General features: G+C 74.0%; 14 protein-coding genes. 9 read left to right on the top strand and 5 right to left on the bottom strand.

All coding sequences use genetic code 11. From position 1 onward, the window contains the following. Window positions 1–48: 48 nt before the first annotated feature. Window positions 49–1,098: a hypothetical protein gene (locus ABZS80_RS01005; protein WP_355053828.1), complete on the bottom strand. Its 1,050-nt coding sequence runs from the start codon at window positions 1,096–1,098 to the stop codon at window positions 49–51. A gap of 84 nt (window positions 1,099–1,182) precedes the next feature. Between ABZS80_RS01005 and ABZS80_RS01010 the strand changes: the two genes are divergently transcribed. Next, window positions 1,183–2,223: a S66 peptidase family protein gene (locus ABZS80_RS01010; RefSeq protein WP_355053829.1), complete on the top strand. Its 1,041-nt coding sequence runs from the start codon at window positions 1,183–1,185 to the stop codon at window positions 2,221–2,223. Between the two features lie 69 nt (window positions 2,224–2,292). On the opposite strand, the gene ABZS80_RS01015 is transcribed toward ABZS80_RS01010, so the two are convergent. Then, on the bottom strand, window positions 2,293–3,201 hold the full coding sequence (locus ABZS80_RS01015) for a cyclase family protein (RefSeq protein ID WP_355053830.1): 909 nt from the start codon (window positions 3,199–3,201) through the stop codon (window positions 2,293–2,295). A 164-nt stretch (window positions 3,202–3,365) separates the two neighbouring features. Between ABZS80_RS01015 and mfd the strand changes: the two genes are divergently transcribed. The 4 genes from mfd (at window position 3,366) to ABZS80_RS01035 (ending at window position 10,560) form a co-directional block, all read left to right on the top strand. After that, a complete protein-coding gene (gene mfd, locus ABZS80_RS01020) occupies window positions 3,366–7,010 on the top strand; it encodes a transcription-repair coupling factor (protein ID WP_355053831.1) in 3,645 nt (1,214 codons plus the stop codon). Window positions 7,011–7,057: 47 nt separating this feature from the next. Further along, window positions 7,058–7,858 carry a hypothetical protein gene (locus ABZS80_RS01025; protein WP_355053832.1) on the top strand — a complete coding sequence of 267 codons (801 nt, stop codon included), beginning with the start codon at window positions 7,058–7,060 and terminating at the stop codon, window positions 7,856–7,858. A gap of 2 nt (window positions 7,859–7,860) precedes the next feature. Beyond that, window positions 7,861–8,844 carry a nucleoside triphosphate pyrophosphohydrolase gene (locus ABZS80_RS01030; RefSeq protein ID WP_355053833.1) on the top strand — a complete coding sequence of 328 codons (984 nt, stop codon included), beginning with the start codon at window positions 7,861–7,863 and terminating at the stop codon, window positions 8,842–8,844. Between the two features lie 96 nt (window positions 8,845–8,940). Next, window positions 8,941–10,560 carry a DUF885 domain-containing protein gene (locus ABZS80_RS01035; RefSeq protein WP_355053834.1) on the top strand — a complete coding sequence of 540 codons (1,620 nt, stop codon included), beginning with the start codon at window positions 8,941–8,943 and terminating at the stop codon, window positions 10,558–10,560. A 9-nt stretch (window positions 10,561–10,569) separates the two neighbouring features. On the opposite strand, the gene ABZS80_RS01040 is transcribed toward ABZS80_RS01035, so the two are convergent. Continuing rightward, a complete protein-coding gene (locus ABZS80_RS01040) occupies window positions 10,570–11,439 on the bottom strand; it encodes an NUDIX domain-containing protein (RefSeq protein ID WP_355053835.1) in 870 nt (289 codons plus the stop codon). Continuing rightward, window positions 11,436–12,128 (bottom strand): hypothetical protein, encoded by a 693-nt coding sequence (locus ABZS80_RS01045; RefSeq protein WP_355053836.1) that lies wholly within the window; start codon window positions 12,126–12,128, stop codon window positions 11,436–11,438. The genes ABZS80_RS01040 and ABZS80_RS01045 overlap by 4 nt, the downstream gene beginning before the upstream one ends. A gap of 268 nt (window positions 12,129–12,396) precedes the next feature. On the opposite strand from ABZS80_RS01045, the gene eno reads away from it, so the two are divergent. Genes eno through ABZS80_RS01065 form a run of 4 tightly spaced genes read left to right on the top strand, consistent with a single transcriptional unit; the run spans window position 12,397 to window position 15,439 of the window. Next, a complete protein-coding gene (gene eno / locus ABZS80_RS01050) occupies window positions 12,397–13,680 on the top strand; it encodes a phosphopyruvate hydratase (protein ID WP_355053837.1) in 1,284 nt (427 codons plus the stop codon). Window positions 13,681–13,709: 29 nt separating this feature from the next. Next, window positions 13,710–14,345 (top strand): septum formation initiator family protein, encoded by a 636-nt coding sequence (locus ABZS80_RS01055; protein ID WP_355053838.1) that lies wholly within the window; start codon window positions 13,710–13,712, stop codon window positions 14,343–14,345. Between the two features lie 22 nt (window positions 14,346–14,367). Continuing rightward, window positions 14,368–14,925, top strand: a complete 558-nt coding sequence (locus tag ABZS80_RS01060; protein ID WP_154230005.1) for a DUF501 domain-containing protein — start codon at window positions 14,368–14,370, stop codon at window positions 14,923–14,925. A gap of 1 nt (window position 14,926) precedes the next feature. Next, the gene (locus ABZS80_RS01065; protein ID WP_151461253.1) at window positions 14,927–15,439 is read left to right on the top strand and encodes an amino-acid N-acetyltransferase; all 513 of its coding nucleotides are present in this window, start codon (window positions 14,927–14,929) and stop codon (window positions 15,437–15,439) included. A 6-nt stretch (window positions 15,440–15,445) separates the two neighbouring features. Here the strand turns inward: ABZS80_RS01065 and ABZS80_RS01070 are convergent, their stop codons facing one another. Further along, complete coding sequence (locus tag ABZS80_RS01070; RefSeq protein WP_355053839.1) at window positions 15,446–16,357, bottom strand: PHB depolymerase family esterase; 912 nt, start codon at window positions 16,355–16,357, stop codon at window positions 15,446–15,448. Between the last annotated feature and the right edge of the window lie 93 nt (window positions 16,358–16,450).

Below are 16,450 nucleotides of genomic sequence, written 5' to 3' on the forward strand. Positions count from 1 at the left end.
AGGAGGGGGATCGCGTGACGATCTGCACTCTGGGACCGGCCGACCGGCTCAGCCGGGTGGCCCGCCGGCGGTGTCCGGGCGGGCGCGGCCGGCCCGGACCGCGCGCCGGTGCGCCCGGAAGATCGTCGCGGTGACCAGCCCGAGGAGCCCGAGCAACGCCCAGAGGGCGAGCCCGGACAGCGTCCAGCCCATCGAGCGGCGGTCGAAGTAGACCGCCGACCTGATCAGGTCGGTGGTCAGGCCGGGCAGGTTCCACCGGTGCATGCCGCGCATCCAGGCCGGCAGGAACTCGGGGGCGTAGATGCCGCCCGACCCGGGGTTGCCGAGCACCACCAGCAGCAGGATCACGAGGCCGGTGCCGAGCAGCCCGAGCCATGCCTGCACGGCGCTGGCGACCATGGCGGCGGCGAAGACGGCCAGCGTGCCGACCGCCGCGACGGCCGGGATGTCGTGGTGCCAGACGTCGAGCACCGGGCCCACGACGGTGGCGCCGACGACGCCCAGCACGACCGAGTAGACGGCCAGGGCGGCGATCCGCAGCCCGGCCCGGGGCAGGCTCACCGGGGCGGTGCCGGTGCTCAGGCCCAGCGCGGTGGAGGCCAGGTAGCCGCCCAGCACGAGGCCGACCGCCAGGTAGAACGGGACCAGCCCGCGCGGGTCGGTCGACTCCACCGGTACCTCGTCGGTGACCTGGATCGGCAGGTGCGCCTGCTGGGCGGCCTGGCCGAGCACCTGGGTCACCAGTTCGGTGGCCGCCGGGGCGGAGGCGCTGGCGGTGGCCAGACGCAACCCGTTGTCGGGGCCGGAGGTGAGCACGCCGTATACCTCGCGGCCCGTCAGGGCGTCGTCGGCGGCGCCCGGGTCGTCGTACTCGATGGGTTCGATCTTGTCGGTGCGCTGGCGGACGGCGGCCAGCACGGCCTGGGCGCGCTGGTCGCCGAGGACGACCCCGACGGGCACGTCGTGGGGTCGGGGCTGGTGCAGGGCACCCACGTAGGCGGCGATGAACGTGGTGGCCAGGGCCAGCGTGCCGAGCAGCAGCGCCGCCGTACGGGGCAGCCAGTCGCGTACCGGAAGGTTCCGCTGCGCCTCGTCCACGCGCTCAGCCTATTGCCCGTATATGCCCGGCTCGGGCGCTTTCTCCGGGCGGAATTCGCTGGCCTGGACCGATAGCTTCGGATCATGGTGCTGCCCAGCTATCCCCCGAAGCCGAAGCCCGGCGACCGGGTCGCGGTCGTCTCGCCCTCCGCCGGCCTGCCGGGCCTCTTCCCGCACGTCCACGAGCTGGGCCTGCGCCGGCTCCGCGAGGAGTTCGGGCTGGAGCCGGTGGAGTATCCGACCACCCGGCAGCTGGGGGCCGACCCCCGGGACCGGGCGCGCGACCTGACCGCCGCGTTCGCCGACCCGAGCATCACCGCCGTGCTCGCCACGGTCGGCGGGGACGACCTGATCACGGTCACGCCGTTCCTGGACGACGCGGTGCTGCGGGCCAACCCGAAGCCCTACTACGGCTACTCCGACAACACCAACGTCCTCAACCACCTCCACCGGCTGGGGATCGTCGCCTACCACGGCGGATCGGTGCTGGTGCACCTCGGCCGGTCCGGCGCACCGCACCCGCTGACCGTCGACTCGCTGCGCGCGGCGCTGTTCACCTCCGGCTGGTACGAGCTGACTCCCGCGCCCGAGTGGGGCGACGAGCCGCGCGACTGGCGGGACCCGGCGACGCTCGCCGACGAGCCGGTGATGTTCCCCGGCGAGGGCTGGCGCTGGCACGGGCCGGCCCGGGTGGTCCAGGGGCGCACCTGGGGCGGCTGCCTGGAGATCGTGCACTGGTTGCTGGCCACCGACCGGGTGCCCTCGGCGGCCGAGCTGGCCGGGTCGGTGCTGGTCGTCGAGACGTCCAACGAGCTGCCGGGCGCGCAGGAGGTCTTCCGGATCGTGCGCAACCTGGGCGAGCGCGGGCTGCTCGCCGGCTTCCCGGCGATCGTGGTCGGCCGGCCCAAGGCGTGGGACTTCGACCGGCCGCACACCCTCGACGAGCGCCGGGCCTGGGGCGAGGCGCAGCGGGAGGCGATCCTCCGGGCCCTCGCCGCCTACGCCGACGACCCGGTGGTGGTCTTCGACGTCGACCTCGGCCACACCGACCCGCAGCTGATCATCCCGTACGGCGGCGAGATCCGCGTCGACGCCACCGAACGCCGCATTTCGGTGCGCTACTGACCCCGGCCTGGAGATCTTGGTAGGAAACGTCCCCCATAGGGGCCACTTCCTACCAAGATCTCGGGCGGCTCAACCGACGGCGGCGAAGGCGCGGACCGGGAAGGTGCCCATGCCGGCCACGCGCGGCGGGGCGGCCGTGAAGCGGAAGCCTTCCGGGGGTAGGGCGGCCAGGTTGGTCAGGTGCTCGACGATCGGGATGCCGGCGGCGAGCAGGGCACTGTGCGCCGGGCGCTCACCGGCCGCGGCCGGGTTCATGTCGTCGATGTTGATCGAGTCGATGCCGACCAGCGCCGCTCCCGCCTCGACCAGCCAGTCGGCGCCGTCGGCGGTCAGGTAGGGCGCGTCGGGGCCGGCGTACCGGTCGGTGCCGAAGTGCGTGTCCCAGCCGGTGTGCAGCAGCACCGCCCGGCCCGCCACCTCGTACGGGGCGAGGAGCAGCCGGTCCACCGCCCGGGTGCCGGCCGGTACGCGCACCACCACCCCGGGCAGGTCGGCGAGGCGGTCCAGCGGGACGCCGGTCAGGTCGGGGCCGTCCGCCCAGCGGTGCGCCGGGGCGTCCACGTAGGTGCCGGTGTTGGCGATCATGTCGATCCGGGCCACGTGGAACTCGACGCCCGGCGCGTACCGCTCCCGGGACGCCTCGCGGGTCAGCCAGTCGGTGATGCGGGGCGGCTGCCAGCCGGGCAGGGTGACCATGCCGTCGGTGACCACGTGACTGAGCTCGACGAGGCGCCGCCCGCCGGCCGCCGGGGCGGCCACCCCGCGACCGCCCTTGTGGGGCTCCTCCACGACGGTCCGGTTGGTGATCCGCACCTCGCCGACCATGAGCAGGCCGAGGTGCCGCACGAGGAGCGCGGCCAGTTCGTCGTCGGTGATCTCCGGCCCCGGGATGTCCAGCCGGAATCCGTCGGTCCGCAGCCCGCCGCCGTTCGCGAAGATCACCTCGGCGTCGAAGACCGCGCGGTAGTCACCCGTCATGCGCCTCACCGCACCATGGGGCCCCGGACCCCGTCAAGATCCATGTCGGCGCACCGGCTGCGGCCCGGAATGTCCGCGCAGCGGGATAGTCTCGAACGGTGCACCCCCCGTCCGGCTGGACGAGGGGTCGTCGCCGTGCGTCGACCTCCTGGAAGTGATCGCTGATGCTCACCGGACTCTTCTCCGCCGCCCTGGCCGACCCCGGGCTGGCCCGGGCGCGTGACCTGGCGCGCTCCGGTGCCGCCCAGGTCGACGGCCTCGACCTCACCGCCCCCGCCGCGCTGCGGCCGTTCGCCGTCGCCGCCGTCGCGGCCGACGAGCCGGCCGGCGGCGCGGGCCGTCCCGTGCTGGCCGTGACGGCCACCACCCGAGAGGCCGACGACCTGGCCTCCGCGCTGGGCAGCCTGCTGCCGCCGGAGCAGGTGGCGGTCTTCCCGTCCTGGGAGACGCTGCCGCACGAGCGGCTCTCGCCCCGCTCCGACACCGTCGGGCGGCGGCTGGCCGTGCTGCGCCGGCTGGCCCACCCCGGCTCGGCCGACGCGCACGGGCGCACCGGCCCGCTGCGGGTGGTCGTGGCCCCCGTCCGCTCACTGCTCCAGCCGCAGCTCAAGGGGCTCGGCGACCTGGAGCCGGTGCAGCTCGCCGCCGGCGACGAGGCGGACCTGGAGGAGGTCGCCCGCCGGCTCATCGACATGGCGTACGCCCGGGTCGACCTGGTCACCAAGCGCGGCGAGTTCGCCGTGCGCGGCGGCATCCTGGACGTCTTCCCGCCCACCGACGAGCACCCGTCCCGGGTCGAGTTCTGGGGCGACGAGGTCGAGGAGATCCGCACCTTCGCCGTCGCCGACCAGCGCACCATCGAGGGCGTCCCGCAGCTCTGGGCGCCGCCCTGTCGCGAACTGCTCCTCACCCCGGGCGTGCGGGAGCGCGCCGCCGCGCTCGGGCGGGAGCACCCCGAGCTGGCCGAGATCCTCGACAAGCTGGCCGAGGGCATCCCGGTCGAGGGCATGGAGTCCCTCGCCCCGGCGCTGATCGGCGCCGACTCGATGGAGCTGCTGGTCGACTGCATGCCGGCCGGCACCCACGTGCTGCTCTGCGACCCGGAGCGGATCCGCACCCGGGCGCACGACCTGGTGCGTACCTCCGAGGAGTTCCTCCAGGCGAGCTGGGCCGCGGCCGCGGTGGGCGGGCAGGCCCCGGTCGACCTCGGCGCCGCCGCCTTCCGGACCCTGGCCGACGTGCGCACGGCGGCCCGCGCCCTGCGTCAGCCCTGGTGGACCCTCGCCCCGTTCGGCCTGGTCGAGGCCGACGCCGCGCCCGCCCGGCAGCCCTGGGAGGACGAGCCGACCGAGGTCGACGTCACCCCCGACGACGCCATCGCGGTGACCCTGGCCGCCCAGCCCGCCCCGCTCTACCACGGCGAGACCGCCCGGGTGGTCGACGACCTCAAGCGCTGGGCCGGTGAGGGCTGGTCGATCGCGCTCGTCTTCGAGGGGCACGGCCCCGCCCAGCGGGCCGTCGAGGTGCTCCGCGACGCCGGCCTCGGCGCCCGGCTCACCGAGGAGGTGCCGGCCGCGCCCACCCCCGGCGACCTGCTGGTCGCCTGCGGCTGCCTGACCGCCGGCTTCGTCGACGAGGCGTCCCGGTTCGTGCTGCTCACCGGCAACGACGTCACCGGCGGCCGGGGCACCTCCACCCGTGACATGCGCAAGATGCCGAGCCGGCGCCGCAACACCATCGACCCGCTGGAGCTCAAGGCCGGCGACCACGTGGTGCACGAGCAGCACGGCATCGGCCGCTACGTCGAGCTGGTCCAGCGCACGGTCAACGGCGCGAGCCGGGAATACCTGGTGATCGAGTACGCGCCGAGCAAGCGCGGCCAGCCCGGCGACCGCCTCTTCGTCCCCACCGACCAGCTCGACCAGCTCTCCCGCTACGTCGGCGGCGAGCAGCCCACCCTGCACAAGATGGGCGGCTCGGACTGGCAGAAGTCCAAGGCCCGCGCCCGCAAGGCGGTCCGCGAGATCGCCGCGCAGCTCATCCAGCTCTACGCCGCCCGCAAGGCGTCCAAGGGGCACTCGTTCGGCCCGGACACCCCCTGGCAGCGTGAGCTGGAGGACGCCTTCCCCTGGCAGGAGACGCCCGACCAGATGGCCGCCATCGAGGAGGTCAAGCGGGACATGGAGCAGACCGTCCCGATGGACCGGCTGATCTGCGGCGACGTCGGCTACGGCAAGACCGAGATCGCGGTCCGGGCGGCGTTCAAGGCCGTGCAGGACGGCAAGCAGGTGGCCGTGCTGGTGCCCACCACCCTGCTGGTGCAGCAGCACTACAACACCTTCGCCGAGCGGATGAGCCAGTTCCCGATCAGCATCCGGCAGCTCTCCCGCTTCCAGACGCCCAAGGAGACCGAGCGGACGCTGGAGATGGTCGCCGACGGCACCGTCGACATCGTCATCGGCACCCACCGGCTGCTCCAGTCGGCCACCCGGTTCAAGCAGCTCGGGCTGGTCGTCATCGACGAGGAGCAGCGCTTCGGCGTCGAGCACAAGGAGCACCTGAAGACGCTGCGCGCCTCGGTCGACGTGCTGGCCATGTCGGCCACCCCGATCCCGCGCACCCTGGAGATGGCGATCACCGGCATCCGGGAGATGTCCACGATCGCCACCCCGCCCGAGGAGCGGCACCCGGTGCTGACCTTCGTCGGGGCGTACGACGACCGGCAGGTGGCCGCCTCGATCCACCGCGAGCTGCTCCGCGACGGGCAGGTCTTCTACCTGCACAACCGGGTCGAGTCGATCGACAAGGCGGCCCGCCGGATCCGTGAGCTGGTGCCCGAGGCCCGGGTCGCGGTGGCGCACGGCCAGATGGGCGAGGAAGCGCTCGAGAAGGTGATGGTCGGCTTCTGGGAGAAGGAGTTCGACGTCCTGGTCTGCACCACGATCGTGGAGTCCGGCATCGACATCCCCAACGCCAACACCCTCATCGTCGAGCGGGCCGACCTGCTCGGCCTGGCCCAGCTCCACCAGATCCGCGGCCGGGTGGGCCGGGGCCGGGAGCGGGCGTACGCCTACTTCCTCTACCCGTCGGACAAGCCGCTCACGGAGAACGCGCACGAGCGGCTGGCCACCATCGCCCAGCACACCGAGCTGGGCGCCGGCATGTACGTGGCCATGAAGGACCTGGAGATCCGCGGCGCCGGCAACCTGCTCGGCGGCGAGCAGTCCGGGCACATCGAGGGCGTCGGCTTCGACCTCTACGTCCGGATGGTCGGTGAGGCGGTCTCCGCGTTCAAGGGTGAGCACAGGGAGGAGGAGACCGAGGTCAAGGTCGACCTGCCCATCGACGCGCACCTGCCGCACGACTACGTGAGCGTGGAGCGGCTGCGGCTGGAGATGTACCGCAAGCTGGCCGAGGCCCGCGACGCCGAGCGGCTGCGCGAGGTGGTCGCCGAGATGACCGACCGCTACGGCGAGCCGCCCGCGCCGGTGCAGAACCTGGTCGCGGTGGCCCGGTTCCGGCTGCTGGCCCGGCGCTACGGGCTCACCGACGTGTCGATGCAGGGCAAGCACATCCGGTTCGGGCCGCTGCCGCTGCCCGACTCGAAGCAGCTGCGGCTCAAGCGCTACCACCCGGACTCGGTCTACAAGCAGGCGCTCGACCAGGTCAGCGTGCCCCGGCCGAGCACCCGCCGGGTCGGTGGCGAGCCGTTGCGCGACCAGGCGCTGCTGGAGTGGTGCGCCCAGCTCCTCTCCGATGTCCTGGGGGAGCCGGTCGCGGCGCAGCCGGCGGGGGCGGGGGCGCGGTGAGGTGGGCGGCGTCACAGCCGGGCCCGGGGCGTGAGAGAGTGGCCGTCATGCGTGCTCGCCGTCTCATCGCCGCCGCCAGCGTCGCGGCCCTCGCTGCGCTCTCCCTCGCCGCCTGCGGGCGGTCCGCCCCGGACGTCGCCGCGTACGTCGGGGACACGAGCTACTCGATCGACCGGGTCAACGCCATCCGGGACGAGGCCGCGCAGGCGTACGCCGGGGTGGTCAAGGCCGCCGAGGAGCAGGGCCAGACCGTTCCGGCCGAGCTGCGCGAGGTCGACCTGGACGGGCAGGACGTGGTCAACCTGCTGGTCGGCCTCGACCTGGGCAAGCGGATCGTCGCCGACAAGAAGCTCCAGGTGGCCGACCAGATCAGCGCGGCCGACATCGGCGAGGCGCTGCGCGTCCCGGACACCGAGTACGCGAAGCTCGCCGCCGAGTGGTACGACGTCTTCAACGCGCTGGGCCAGGGGCTGCCGAAGGCGGAGCTCTCCGACGCCGACACCGCCGCCGTCTACGCGGCGCTGGTGAAGGCGAACGTGGCGCGTCCCGGCTGGACGACCGAGCAGCAGCGCCAGGCGTTCTCCGACCCCTCCATCGCGCCTCAGGTCTCGGCCGTGGTGGGCCTCAGCGAGGCGCTCAAGGAGCAGGTCGACCGGCAGGACGTGCGGGTGAACCCCCGCTACCCGACCCTGGCCGTGCCCGCCGTGCTCCAGATCCAGTCGCAGAACGTCAACCTCTACGACCTGCCGTACGTGGACGGCGCGGACCAGGTGACCGACATCTCCACCCCCGAGCCGGAGTCGACCGAGCCGGGTTCGGCCGAGCCGAGCGCGTCGGTGGCGCCCTGAGCATGACCGCGCGCATCGTCCTGCTCGTCACCTCACCCCGGCTGCCGGCCGGCCTGCTGACCGCGCCCGCCTGGGACGTGGTCCGCTCGGCGCCGGTGCTGGCGGGCGCCGAGAGCGAACTGGCCACGGCGGTCCGGTCGACGGGCGCCGAGGTCACGGTGGTGACCGCGGGCGCCACGCAGGCGTTGCTCGACGCGGCGGCCGCGCACGGCAGCGCGGTGTGGCTGGCCGGCCCGGCGGGCGACGAGGCGCTCGCGCGCGAGCTGGGGCTGCGGCTGGCCCGCCAGCCCGGTCTCGCCGAGCTGGAGCTGATGTACGGCTCGTGGGATCCGCCGGGGGCCCGGCTGCTCGACGCGGTCGAGGTGATGGACCGGCTCGCCTCGCCGGGCGGTGACCCGTGGAAGCGGGCGCAGACCCACCGCAGCCTCGCCGGCTTCCTGCTGGAGGAGTGCTACGAGGCGTACGACGCGATCAGCGCCGACGACACCGACGCGCTCCGCGAGGAGTTGGGCGACGTGCTGCTCCAGGTGCTGCTGCACGCCCGGCTGGCCGAGGACCTGCCGGAGGGGAAGCGCTGGACGGTCGACGACGTGGCCGGCGGCCTGGTCGACAAGATGGTCCGCCGCAACCCGCACGTGTTCTCGGGTGAGCAGGCCGGCTCGATCGAGGAGATCGAGGCGAACTGGGAGCGGATCAAGCGGGCCGAGAAGACCCGCGAGTCGGTGCTGGACGGCATCGCGCTGAGCCAGCCCGCGCTCGCCCTGGCCGCGAAGATCCTCGACCGCGCGGGCCGGATCGGCCTGGCCGTCCCGCCGCCGCTGGCGGAGTCGCAGGTCGACCCCGAGGCGCGACTCGGCGCCGGCCTGCTGGCCACGGTCGCCGCCGCGAGGCAGGCCGGCATCGACCCCGAGGCGGCCCTGCGCCGCGCCGCCCTGGCGTACGCCGACGCCGTCCGCGCCGCCGAACGCGCCGCCCCGTCGAGTTGACCAGGAGCTTCGCGTCGGCAGGACCGGCCTTCCCGACCCGAACTTCTTGATCAACGCAGGCGGCGGCGGTCGGTGGGGGTCGGTAGGGTCGTCGGCATGGAGTCGTTCGTGCCGCTCGCTGAGCGGATCGTCGAGGCGTTGCTGGAGAGCCGGCCCGGGCTGGCCACCTCGGCCGGGGACCACCGGTACGACGACCGGCTGCCCGACCTGTCCGCCGACGCCCTCGCCGCCGACCAGGCGATGCTCAAGGACGCGGCCGACGCGCTCTCCGAGATCGACCCCGACTCGCTCGACGTCGAGGAACAGGTCGACCACGCGCTGCTGAGCAGCCTGGTCGACCGGGGGCTGTTCGAGGCGACCGAGATCCGCGGCCACGAGTGGGACCCGCTGCGGCACAATCCCGGCCCGCTGCTGCACGCCCTCATGGCCCGCCCGTACGCGCCGGTCGAGGAGCGCCTGACCCACCTGGCCGGGCGGCTGGCGGCCGTACCCGACGCCCTGGCGACCGCGCGCGCGACGCTGCGCGACATGCCGCGGGTCCACGCCGAGACGGCGGTGGGGCAGTTCACCGGCACGGCGGCGCTGATCCGCGACGAGGTGCCCGGGCTGCTCGCCGAGGCGCCCGCGCTGCACGACCGGGTCGAGCCGGCCGCCACCGCGGCGATCGCCGCGCTGGAGGAGTTCGTGGCGTGGCTGCGCGGCGGGCTGGCCGCCGACGCCGGCCCGGGGCGGGACCCCCGGCTCGGCCGGCGCCGCTGGGAGGCGCGGCTCTGGCACACGCTCGACACCGAGCTGAGCGCGGCCGAGGTCCAGCGCCGCGCCTGGGCCAACCTCGACCGGGTCACCGCCGAGATCCGCGCGGCGGCCGTCGAGCTGGTGGGTGGCCCGGCCGACGACGAGACGGTCCGCCGGGCACTGGACCTGCTGGCCGCCGAGCACCCGGACGACGCCACCATCGTCGACCTCGCCTCGGTCACGCTCGACGAGGCGAGCGACTTCGTCCGGGTCCACGACCTGGTCAGTCTGGTCGACGACCCGTGCGTGATCCAGGAGATGCCGGAGTTCGCCCGGGGCGTGGCGGTCGCCTACTGCGACTCGCCCGGCCCGCTGGAGACGGCGGACCTGCCGACCTTCTACTGCATCGCGCCCACCCCGGCGGACTGGCCGGCGCAGCGCGTCGAGTCGTTCTACCGCGAGTACAACGACCACATGATCCGCAACCTGACCGTGCACGAGGCGATGCCCGGCCACTTCCTCCAGCTCGCCCACGCCCGCCGCTACGCGGGCCCGACCCGGGTCCGCGCGCTCACCGAGTCCGGCGTGTTCATCGAGGGCTGGGCGGTCTACACCGAGGAGCTGATGGCCGGGCTGGGCTTCGGCGGGCTGCCGGTCCGGCTCCAGCAGCTCAAGATGCAGCTCCGGATGACCATCAACGCACTGCTCGACCAGCTGGTGCACTGCGAGGACCTGCCCGAGTCCGAGGCCATGGCGCTGATGACCGGTCGCGGCTTCCAGGAGGAGGGCGAGGCGGCCGGCAAGTGGCGGCGGGCCCTGCTCACCTCGACCCAGCTCTCCACCTACTTCGTCGGCTACAGCGAGATGGCCGACATCGCCCGCGCCCGACCGGCCGGGGTGTCACCGCGCGACTGGCACGACGCCATGCTGGCGCACGACTGCCCGCCGCCCCGCCACCTGCGGACCCTGCTGGGCATCTGACGGCCGGCGCTACCCGCCGGCGGCGACCGCGTCGACCAGCCAGCGCGACAGGGAATACGCCGGGGGCAGCTCCGCGGGCAGCGCGTCCACCGGGAACCAGCGCGCCTCGGTCAGCTCCCTGGGGTCGACCACCGGCTCGGCGGCCGGGTCGGTGACGGTGGCGGTGAAGCCGGCGAGCAGGGTGCCCGGGCCGGACATCGCCCAGGGCTGGCTGTCCACGTAGGTGGGCCGTCCGATCGTCAGGCCGACCTCTTCGGCGACCTCCCGGTGGGCGGCCGCCTCCAGCGACTCGCCCGCCTCGACGAACCCGGCGACCAGCGCCCACAGCCCCGTCGGCCCGTAGGCGTGCCGGACCAGCAGCAGCTCGTCGGGGCCGCCGGTCGGGCCGGGGCGGGTGATCGCCACCAGCACCGCCACGGAGAGCGGCAGGAACGTGGTGAGCCCGCAGGCGGGGCAGCGCCGGCCGGTCTCGCCCGGCACGTCGGTCAGCTCGGCCCGGCACGCCCCGCACCACCGGTGCGTATGCCGCCAGGTGACCACGGCGAGCGCCCGCCCGGCCAGGTCCGCCGGCGCCGCGGGCAGTTCGGCGGCGAGGCCCCGCCACCCGCGCCAGCGCCCGGGCAGCGCCGTGGGGTCGGCCACGTCGGCCGCCCAGGCCGGGACCCCGTCCAGCGTGCCGACCGGCACCCAGTCGACGGCGGCGGTCAGCTCGCCGATCCGGGGGAACCGCCCGTCCGGGCCGGTGAGCAGCTTGCGCCCGGCCACGGCCAGGGCCAGGTCGTCCGGGTGCGGCGGCCGGCCGTGGTCGGCGGCGGGCAGGAAGCCCGCCCGGCCGGCGGCACCGTTCCGGCTGGACGGGAGGTCGAGCCGGTCGGTCACGAGGTTGCCGTGCGGCGGTCGACCACGCCCGCCCCGGCCGGCACGTCGAACGCGGCGGACTCGACGGTGTCCGTGTAGCGGCTCAGGGTGACCTCCGCCGCCTTGCCGTCGAGAGTGCCGGTGAAGCTGCCCAGCACCCCCTCGGTGGTCACGCAGGCGTTGAAGCGGTTGCCGGCCCGGGTGACGTCGACGCAGGTGGCGTGGTGCCCGGCCAAGGTGGTGTCGCTCTGCGCGATGGTCGCCTCGGGGTCGAGCGCCGCGTCGGTGAGCAGCCGGATCACCGCCGGCGGGGTGACCAGCCCGAGCTTGCGCGCCTCGCCGTAGACGACCACCGAGGGCTTGCCGGCGGTCAGCACCGGCGGCGACACCGTGCAGGAGGTGCGCCCGGCCTCGCTCGCGCACCGGGTCACCGCCTCCTGGGTCACCGTGATCTTGCCGTCCGGCCAGGTGTACGAGGAGCGCAGCGGCTCCTTGGTCTGCGCGATCGACGCGGTCCGCCCGCCGCTGAGCTGGTAGTCGGCGGCCCAGGTCTGCTCCAGCGCCCGGTCCATGCGAGCGGTCAGGTCGTTGACCAGGTCGGCCCGACCGAGGGCGACCCCGGTGTCGTCGAGGGCCTGGCAGCCGGTGACCGAGAGCGACGCGAGGGCCGAGGCAGCGAGCACGCGGAGAGTCGTCGAGGCGGCGGGCATGCCGCCCAGCCTTGTCGATCGACGCAACCTCTCGCAAACCCGTTGTCGGTTGAGGCCGGAGAATCCGGGAATGTCCGTGTCACCCTCCGCCGTGGGCGGGATTCACGTGAGGATCCGCGTGGGGTCAGGTTCCTCGCGGTGCGTCACCGGGGTGCCGCCCCGACGCAGGTACGCGAGGGCGGGGACCGATACGCTGCGTTCAACACCTGCCTCAGCCGCACCGTCGCGGCCCATACCGGACCGGAACACACAAACGAGGAGCGACTCAGTGGCAACCATCGAGGGAATTGTCGCCCGGGAGATCCTGGACTCGCGGGGCAACCCGACGGTCGAGGTCGAGGTCGGGCTCGACGACGGCACGATCGCGCGCGCCGCGGTGCCGTCCGGCGCCTCCACCGGCGCCTTCGAGGCGGTCGAGCTGCGTGACGGTGACAAGGACCGCTACTCGGGCAAGGGTGTCGAGAAGGCCGTCGCCAACATCGAGGACAAGATCGTCGACCAGCTCATCGGGTACGAGGCCAGCGAGCAGCGGCTCATCGACCAGAAGATGCTCGACATCGACGGCTCGGACAACAAGGGCGAGCTGGGCGCCAACGCCATCCTCGGCGTCTCGCTGGCCGTGGCGAAGGCCGCCGCCGGCAGCGCCGAGCTGAGCCTCTTCCGCTACCTGGGCGGGCCGAACGCGCACCTGCTCCCGGTGCCGATGATGAACATCCTCAACGGCGGCGCGCACGCCGACTCGAACGTCGACATCCAGGAGTTCATGATCGCGCCGATCGGCGCGCCCACCTTCCGGGACGCGCTCCGCTCCGGCGCCGAGGTCTACCACGCGCTGAAGTCGGTGCTGAAGAAGAAGGACCTGTCGACCGGTCTCGGCGACGAGGGCGGCTTCGCCCCGAACCTGCCGACCAACGCGTCCGCGCTCGACCTGATCGCCGAGGCCGTCGAGAAGGCCGGCTACCGGCTCGGCACCGACATCGTCTTCGCCCTCGACGTGGCGGCCACCGAGTTCTTCGACAACGGCAGCTACACCTTCGAGGGCACCGCGAAGACCGCCGAGGAGATGAGCAACTACTACACCAAGCTCGTCGGCGACTACCCGATCGTGTCCATCGAGGACCCGCTCTCCGAGGACGACTGGAGCGGCTGGGCCACCCTCACGGCGGCGCTCGGCGACCGGATCCAGATCGTCGGCGACGACCTGTTCGTCACCAACCCGCAGCGCATCGCCCGGGGCATCGCCGAGCGGGCCGCCAACGCGGTGCTCGTGAAGGTCAACCAGATCGGCTCGCTCACCGAGACCCTGGACGCGGTCGACCTGGCCCACCGGGCCGGCTTCATGTGCATGATGAGCCACCGCTCCGGCGAGACCGAGGACACCACCATCGCCGACCTGGCGGTCGCCACCGGCTGCGGCCAGATCAAGACCGGCGCCCCGGCGCGGTCCGACCGGGTCGCGAAGTACAACCAGCTCCTGCGGATCGAGGAGGAGCTGGCCGACGCGGCGCGGTACGCCGGCGCCGGCGCGTTCCCGCGTTACCGTTCGGCCTGAGCCGAGAGCTCCGGGGGAGGGGTGTGACGATGCAGCAGCGCCGCACACCGGGTGGCCAGCGGCCCGCCCGTCGGCCGGGTCAGGCCGGCCGGCCGGGCGGAGCCCGGGTCCGGTCGTCGGTCCGGGACACCGGCGTCCGCGCCGAGCCGCGCGCCGCCGGCCGGTCGCCCGGCGCCACCCGCGCCACCGAGGGGGTACGCTCCGCGAGCCGTCCCGCGGCGGCCCGGCGCACCGCGGCCGGTGGCACGGTCAAGCGGCTCACCGCACCCCAACCCCGGCGCTTCACCGGGCGCGCCACCGTGCTGTTCGCGGTGCTGATCGCGCTCGCCCTGGCCTACACCTACCCGGTCCGCGTCTACCTGGACCAGCAGGCCGACATCGAGCGGATGGAAGCGTCCCAGCAGCGGCAGCGTGAGCTGATCCAGGAACTCTCCGCCGAGGCGGAGAAGTGGAAGGACCCGGCGTACATCGAGACGCAGGCCCGGCAGCGGTTCTTCATGGGCCGGCCCGGCGAGACCCTGCTGGTGGTGCTCTCCGACCCGGAGGGGGCCGCCAAGGACGCCGGCAAGGGCGCGAAGCCGGGGCCGCCGAAGCCACCCGACCCCTGGTACGACACCCTGTGGTCGAGCGTGCAGGCGGCCAACGCCGAGCGCCCCGACAAGTGATCGACAGACGAGAGAGGCACCGTTGAGCGTCGTACCACCGCAGGATCCGGCGGCGGAATCCGTACCCCCGCCGGAGCGCCAGCCGGCCACCGAGGCCGACCTGGCCGCGGTGGCCGCGCAGCTCGGACGCCCTCCCCGCGGCACCCGGGCGGTCGCCCACCGGTGCCCGTGCGGCCTGCCCGACGTGGTGGAGACGACGCCCCGGCTGGCCGACGGCACGCCCTTCCCGACGCTGTTCTACCTGACCTGCCCGCGGGCCACCGCGGCGTGCAGCCGGCTGGAGTCGGCGGGGCTCATGAAGGAGATGGCCGAGCGGCTCGCCGAGGACCCGGAGCTGGCCGCCCGCTACCGGGCCGCGCACGAGGACTACCTGGCCCGCCGGGAGGCGATCGGGCAGGTGCCGGAGATCGCGGGGATCTCGGCCGGTGGCATGCCGGGGCGGGTCAAGTGCCTGCACGTCCACCTCGGGCACGCGCTCGCGGCCGGGCCGGGGGTCAACCCGTTCGGCGACGAGACCCTCGCCCTGGTGGAGAAGTGGTGGGCGGCCGGCCCCTGCGTGGACGTGCCCGCGGCGGAATGAGATGACCGCGCCCGACGAGATCGTGGTCCGCCGTGCCCGCACCGCCGACGTACGCGGCATCCGGCGGCTCGTGGACACCTACACCGACGACCGGCGGCTGCTCAGCAAGGCCACCGTCACCCTCTACGAGGACGTGCAGGAGTTCCGGGTGGCGGTGACGCCCGACGGCACGGTGGTCGGCTGCGGCGCCCTGCACGTGATGTGGGAGGACCTCGCCGAGATCCGCACCGTGGCGGTGGACCCGTCCTGCCGGGGGCACAAGCTCGGGCACCGGATCGTCGGCGAGCTGATCGACGCGGCCCGCGAGCTGGGCGTCGCCCGGATCTTCGTGCTCACCTTCGAGACCGGGTTCTTCGGCTCGTTCGGCTTCCGCGAGATCGACGGCGCCCCGGTGCCGCAGCCGGTCTACGAGCAGCTCCTCCGCTCCTACGACGAGGGTGTCGCCGAGTTCCTCGACCTGGAGCGGGTCAAGCCGAACACCCTCGGCAACAGCCGGATGCTGCTGCGCCTCTGACCCGCGTCACGTCCGGCGCGGGTGGGCCGCGAAGAACTCCCAGATCAGGTCGGTGGCCGAGACGCCGGCGTCCGGGTCGGCGAGCGTCCCCGAGGTGGCGCCCGGCCAGGAGTGGCTCATCCCGGGAAGGCTCCACACGGTCACGTCGCTGCCGTCGGCGCAGCGGGCGTCGGCCCGGCTCAGGCCCGCCGGCGCCGCCGGCTTCCTCCCCGGCACCGGGCGGCAGCCGAGCCGTCGCTGCCAGGTGCTCAGCCCGTCCTGGAAGATGCCGGCGTACTGGTCCTGCCCGCCGACGAAGGTGATCACCGAGACGGGCCGCTTCGGCACGTAGCTGTCCGGCTCGGTCAGCGGGCCGCTGTAGCCGCCGCTGACCACACCGATCGCCGCGAAGACGCCGGTGGCCTCCACGGCGACGCGGAAGCTCAGGTCACCGCCGTTGGAGATGCCGGTCAGGTAGACCCGGTCCGGGTCGGCCCGCCAGGTGTCGACCAGGTGGCCGGCGAGCGCCGTGAGGAAGCCGACGTCGTCGGCCGAGCCACAGCAGATCAGCGCGTTGAAGCCGCCGAACCGCCCGTCCGGGTAGGCGACCAGGAAGTTCTTCCGGTCCGCGCGGGCGTCCAGGCCGGTCAGCTCCCGCATGTCGGCCCCGGTGCCGGGGAAGAAGTGCAGCGCGATGACCAGCGCCGTCGGGCGCGCCGGGTCGTACCCGGGCGGGGCGTGCAGCAGGTAGCTGCGCTCCACCCCACCGTGCTGCAGGGTCAGCTCGTGGTTCCCGGCAGCCGGCCGCTCGCTGGGCGTCGCCGCGGCGGCCGGCCGCTCGCTGGGCGTCGGCGCGGCAGCCGGCTCGACCTTCCCCCCGCACGCTGCTCCGGTGAACGTCAGAACCAGCCCCGCCAGCACCGCGATCGTCCGCCGCACGTCCCGCCCTCCCCGTGGGTAACCGGGCTCCACCGTCGGTTCCTCGACCCGGGCCGGTCAACCCTTTCGGTCCTCGCCGAAGCCGGGCACGCT

The sequence above is a fragment of the Micromonospora sp. NPDC005305 genome, from assembly GCF_040607315.1.
GTDB lineage: Bacteria > Actinomycetota > Actinomycetes > Mycobacteriales > Micromonosporaceae > Micromonospora.

Bases quoted from the DNA above. Each gene is read 5' to 3' on its own strand.
- ABZS80_RS01010 (WP_355053829.1), top strand. From the start codon at position 1,183: ATGGTGCTGCCCAGCTATCCCCCGAAGCCGAAGCCCGGCGACCGGGTC.
- mfd (WP_355053831.1), top strand. From the start codon at position 3,366: ATGCTCACCGGACTCTTCTCCGCCGCCCTGGCCGACCCCGGGCTGGCC.
- ABZS80_RS01065 (WP_151461253.1), top strand. From the start codon at position 14,927: ATGACCGCGCCCGACGAGATCGTGGTCCGCCGTGCCCGCACCGCCGAC.
- ABZS80_RS01025 (WP_355053832.1), top strand. From the start codon at position 7,058: ATGCGTGCTCGCCGTCTCATCGCCGCCGCCAGCGTCGCGGCCCTCGCT.
- ABZS80_RS01030 (WP_355053833.1), top strand. From the start codon at position 7,861: ATGACCGCGCGCATCGTCCTGCTCGTCACCTCACCCCGGCTGCCGGCC.
- ABZS80_RS01055 (WP_355053838.1), top strand. From the start codon at position 13,710: ATGCAGCAGCGCCGCACACCGGGTGGCCAGCGGCCCGCCCGTCGGCCG.
- ABZS80_RS01045 (WP_355053836.1), bottom strand. From the start codon at position 12,128: ATGCCCGCCGCCTCGACGACTCTCCGCGTGCTCGCTGCCTCGGCCCTC.
- ABZS80_RS01015 (WP_355053830.1), bottom strand. From the start codon at position 3,201: ATGACGGGTGACTACCGCGCGGTCTTCGACGCCGAGGTGATCTTCGCG.
- ABZS80_RS01035 (WP_355053834.1), top strand. From the start codon at position 8,941: ATGGAGTCGTTCGTGCCGCTCGCTGAGCGGATCGTCGAGGCGTTGCTG.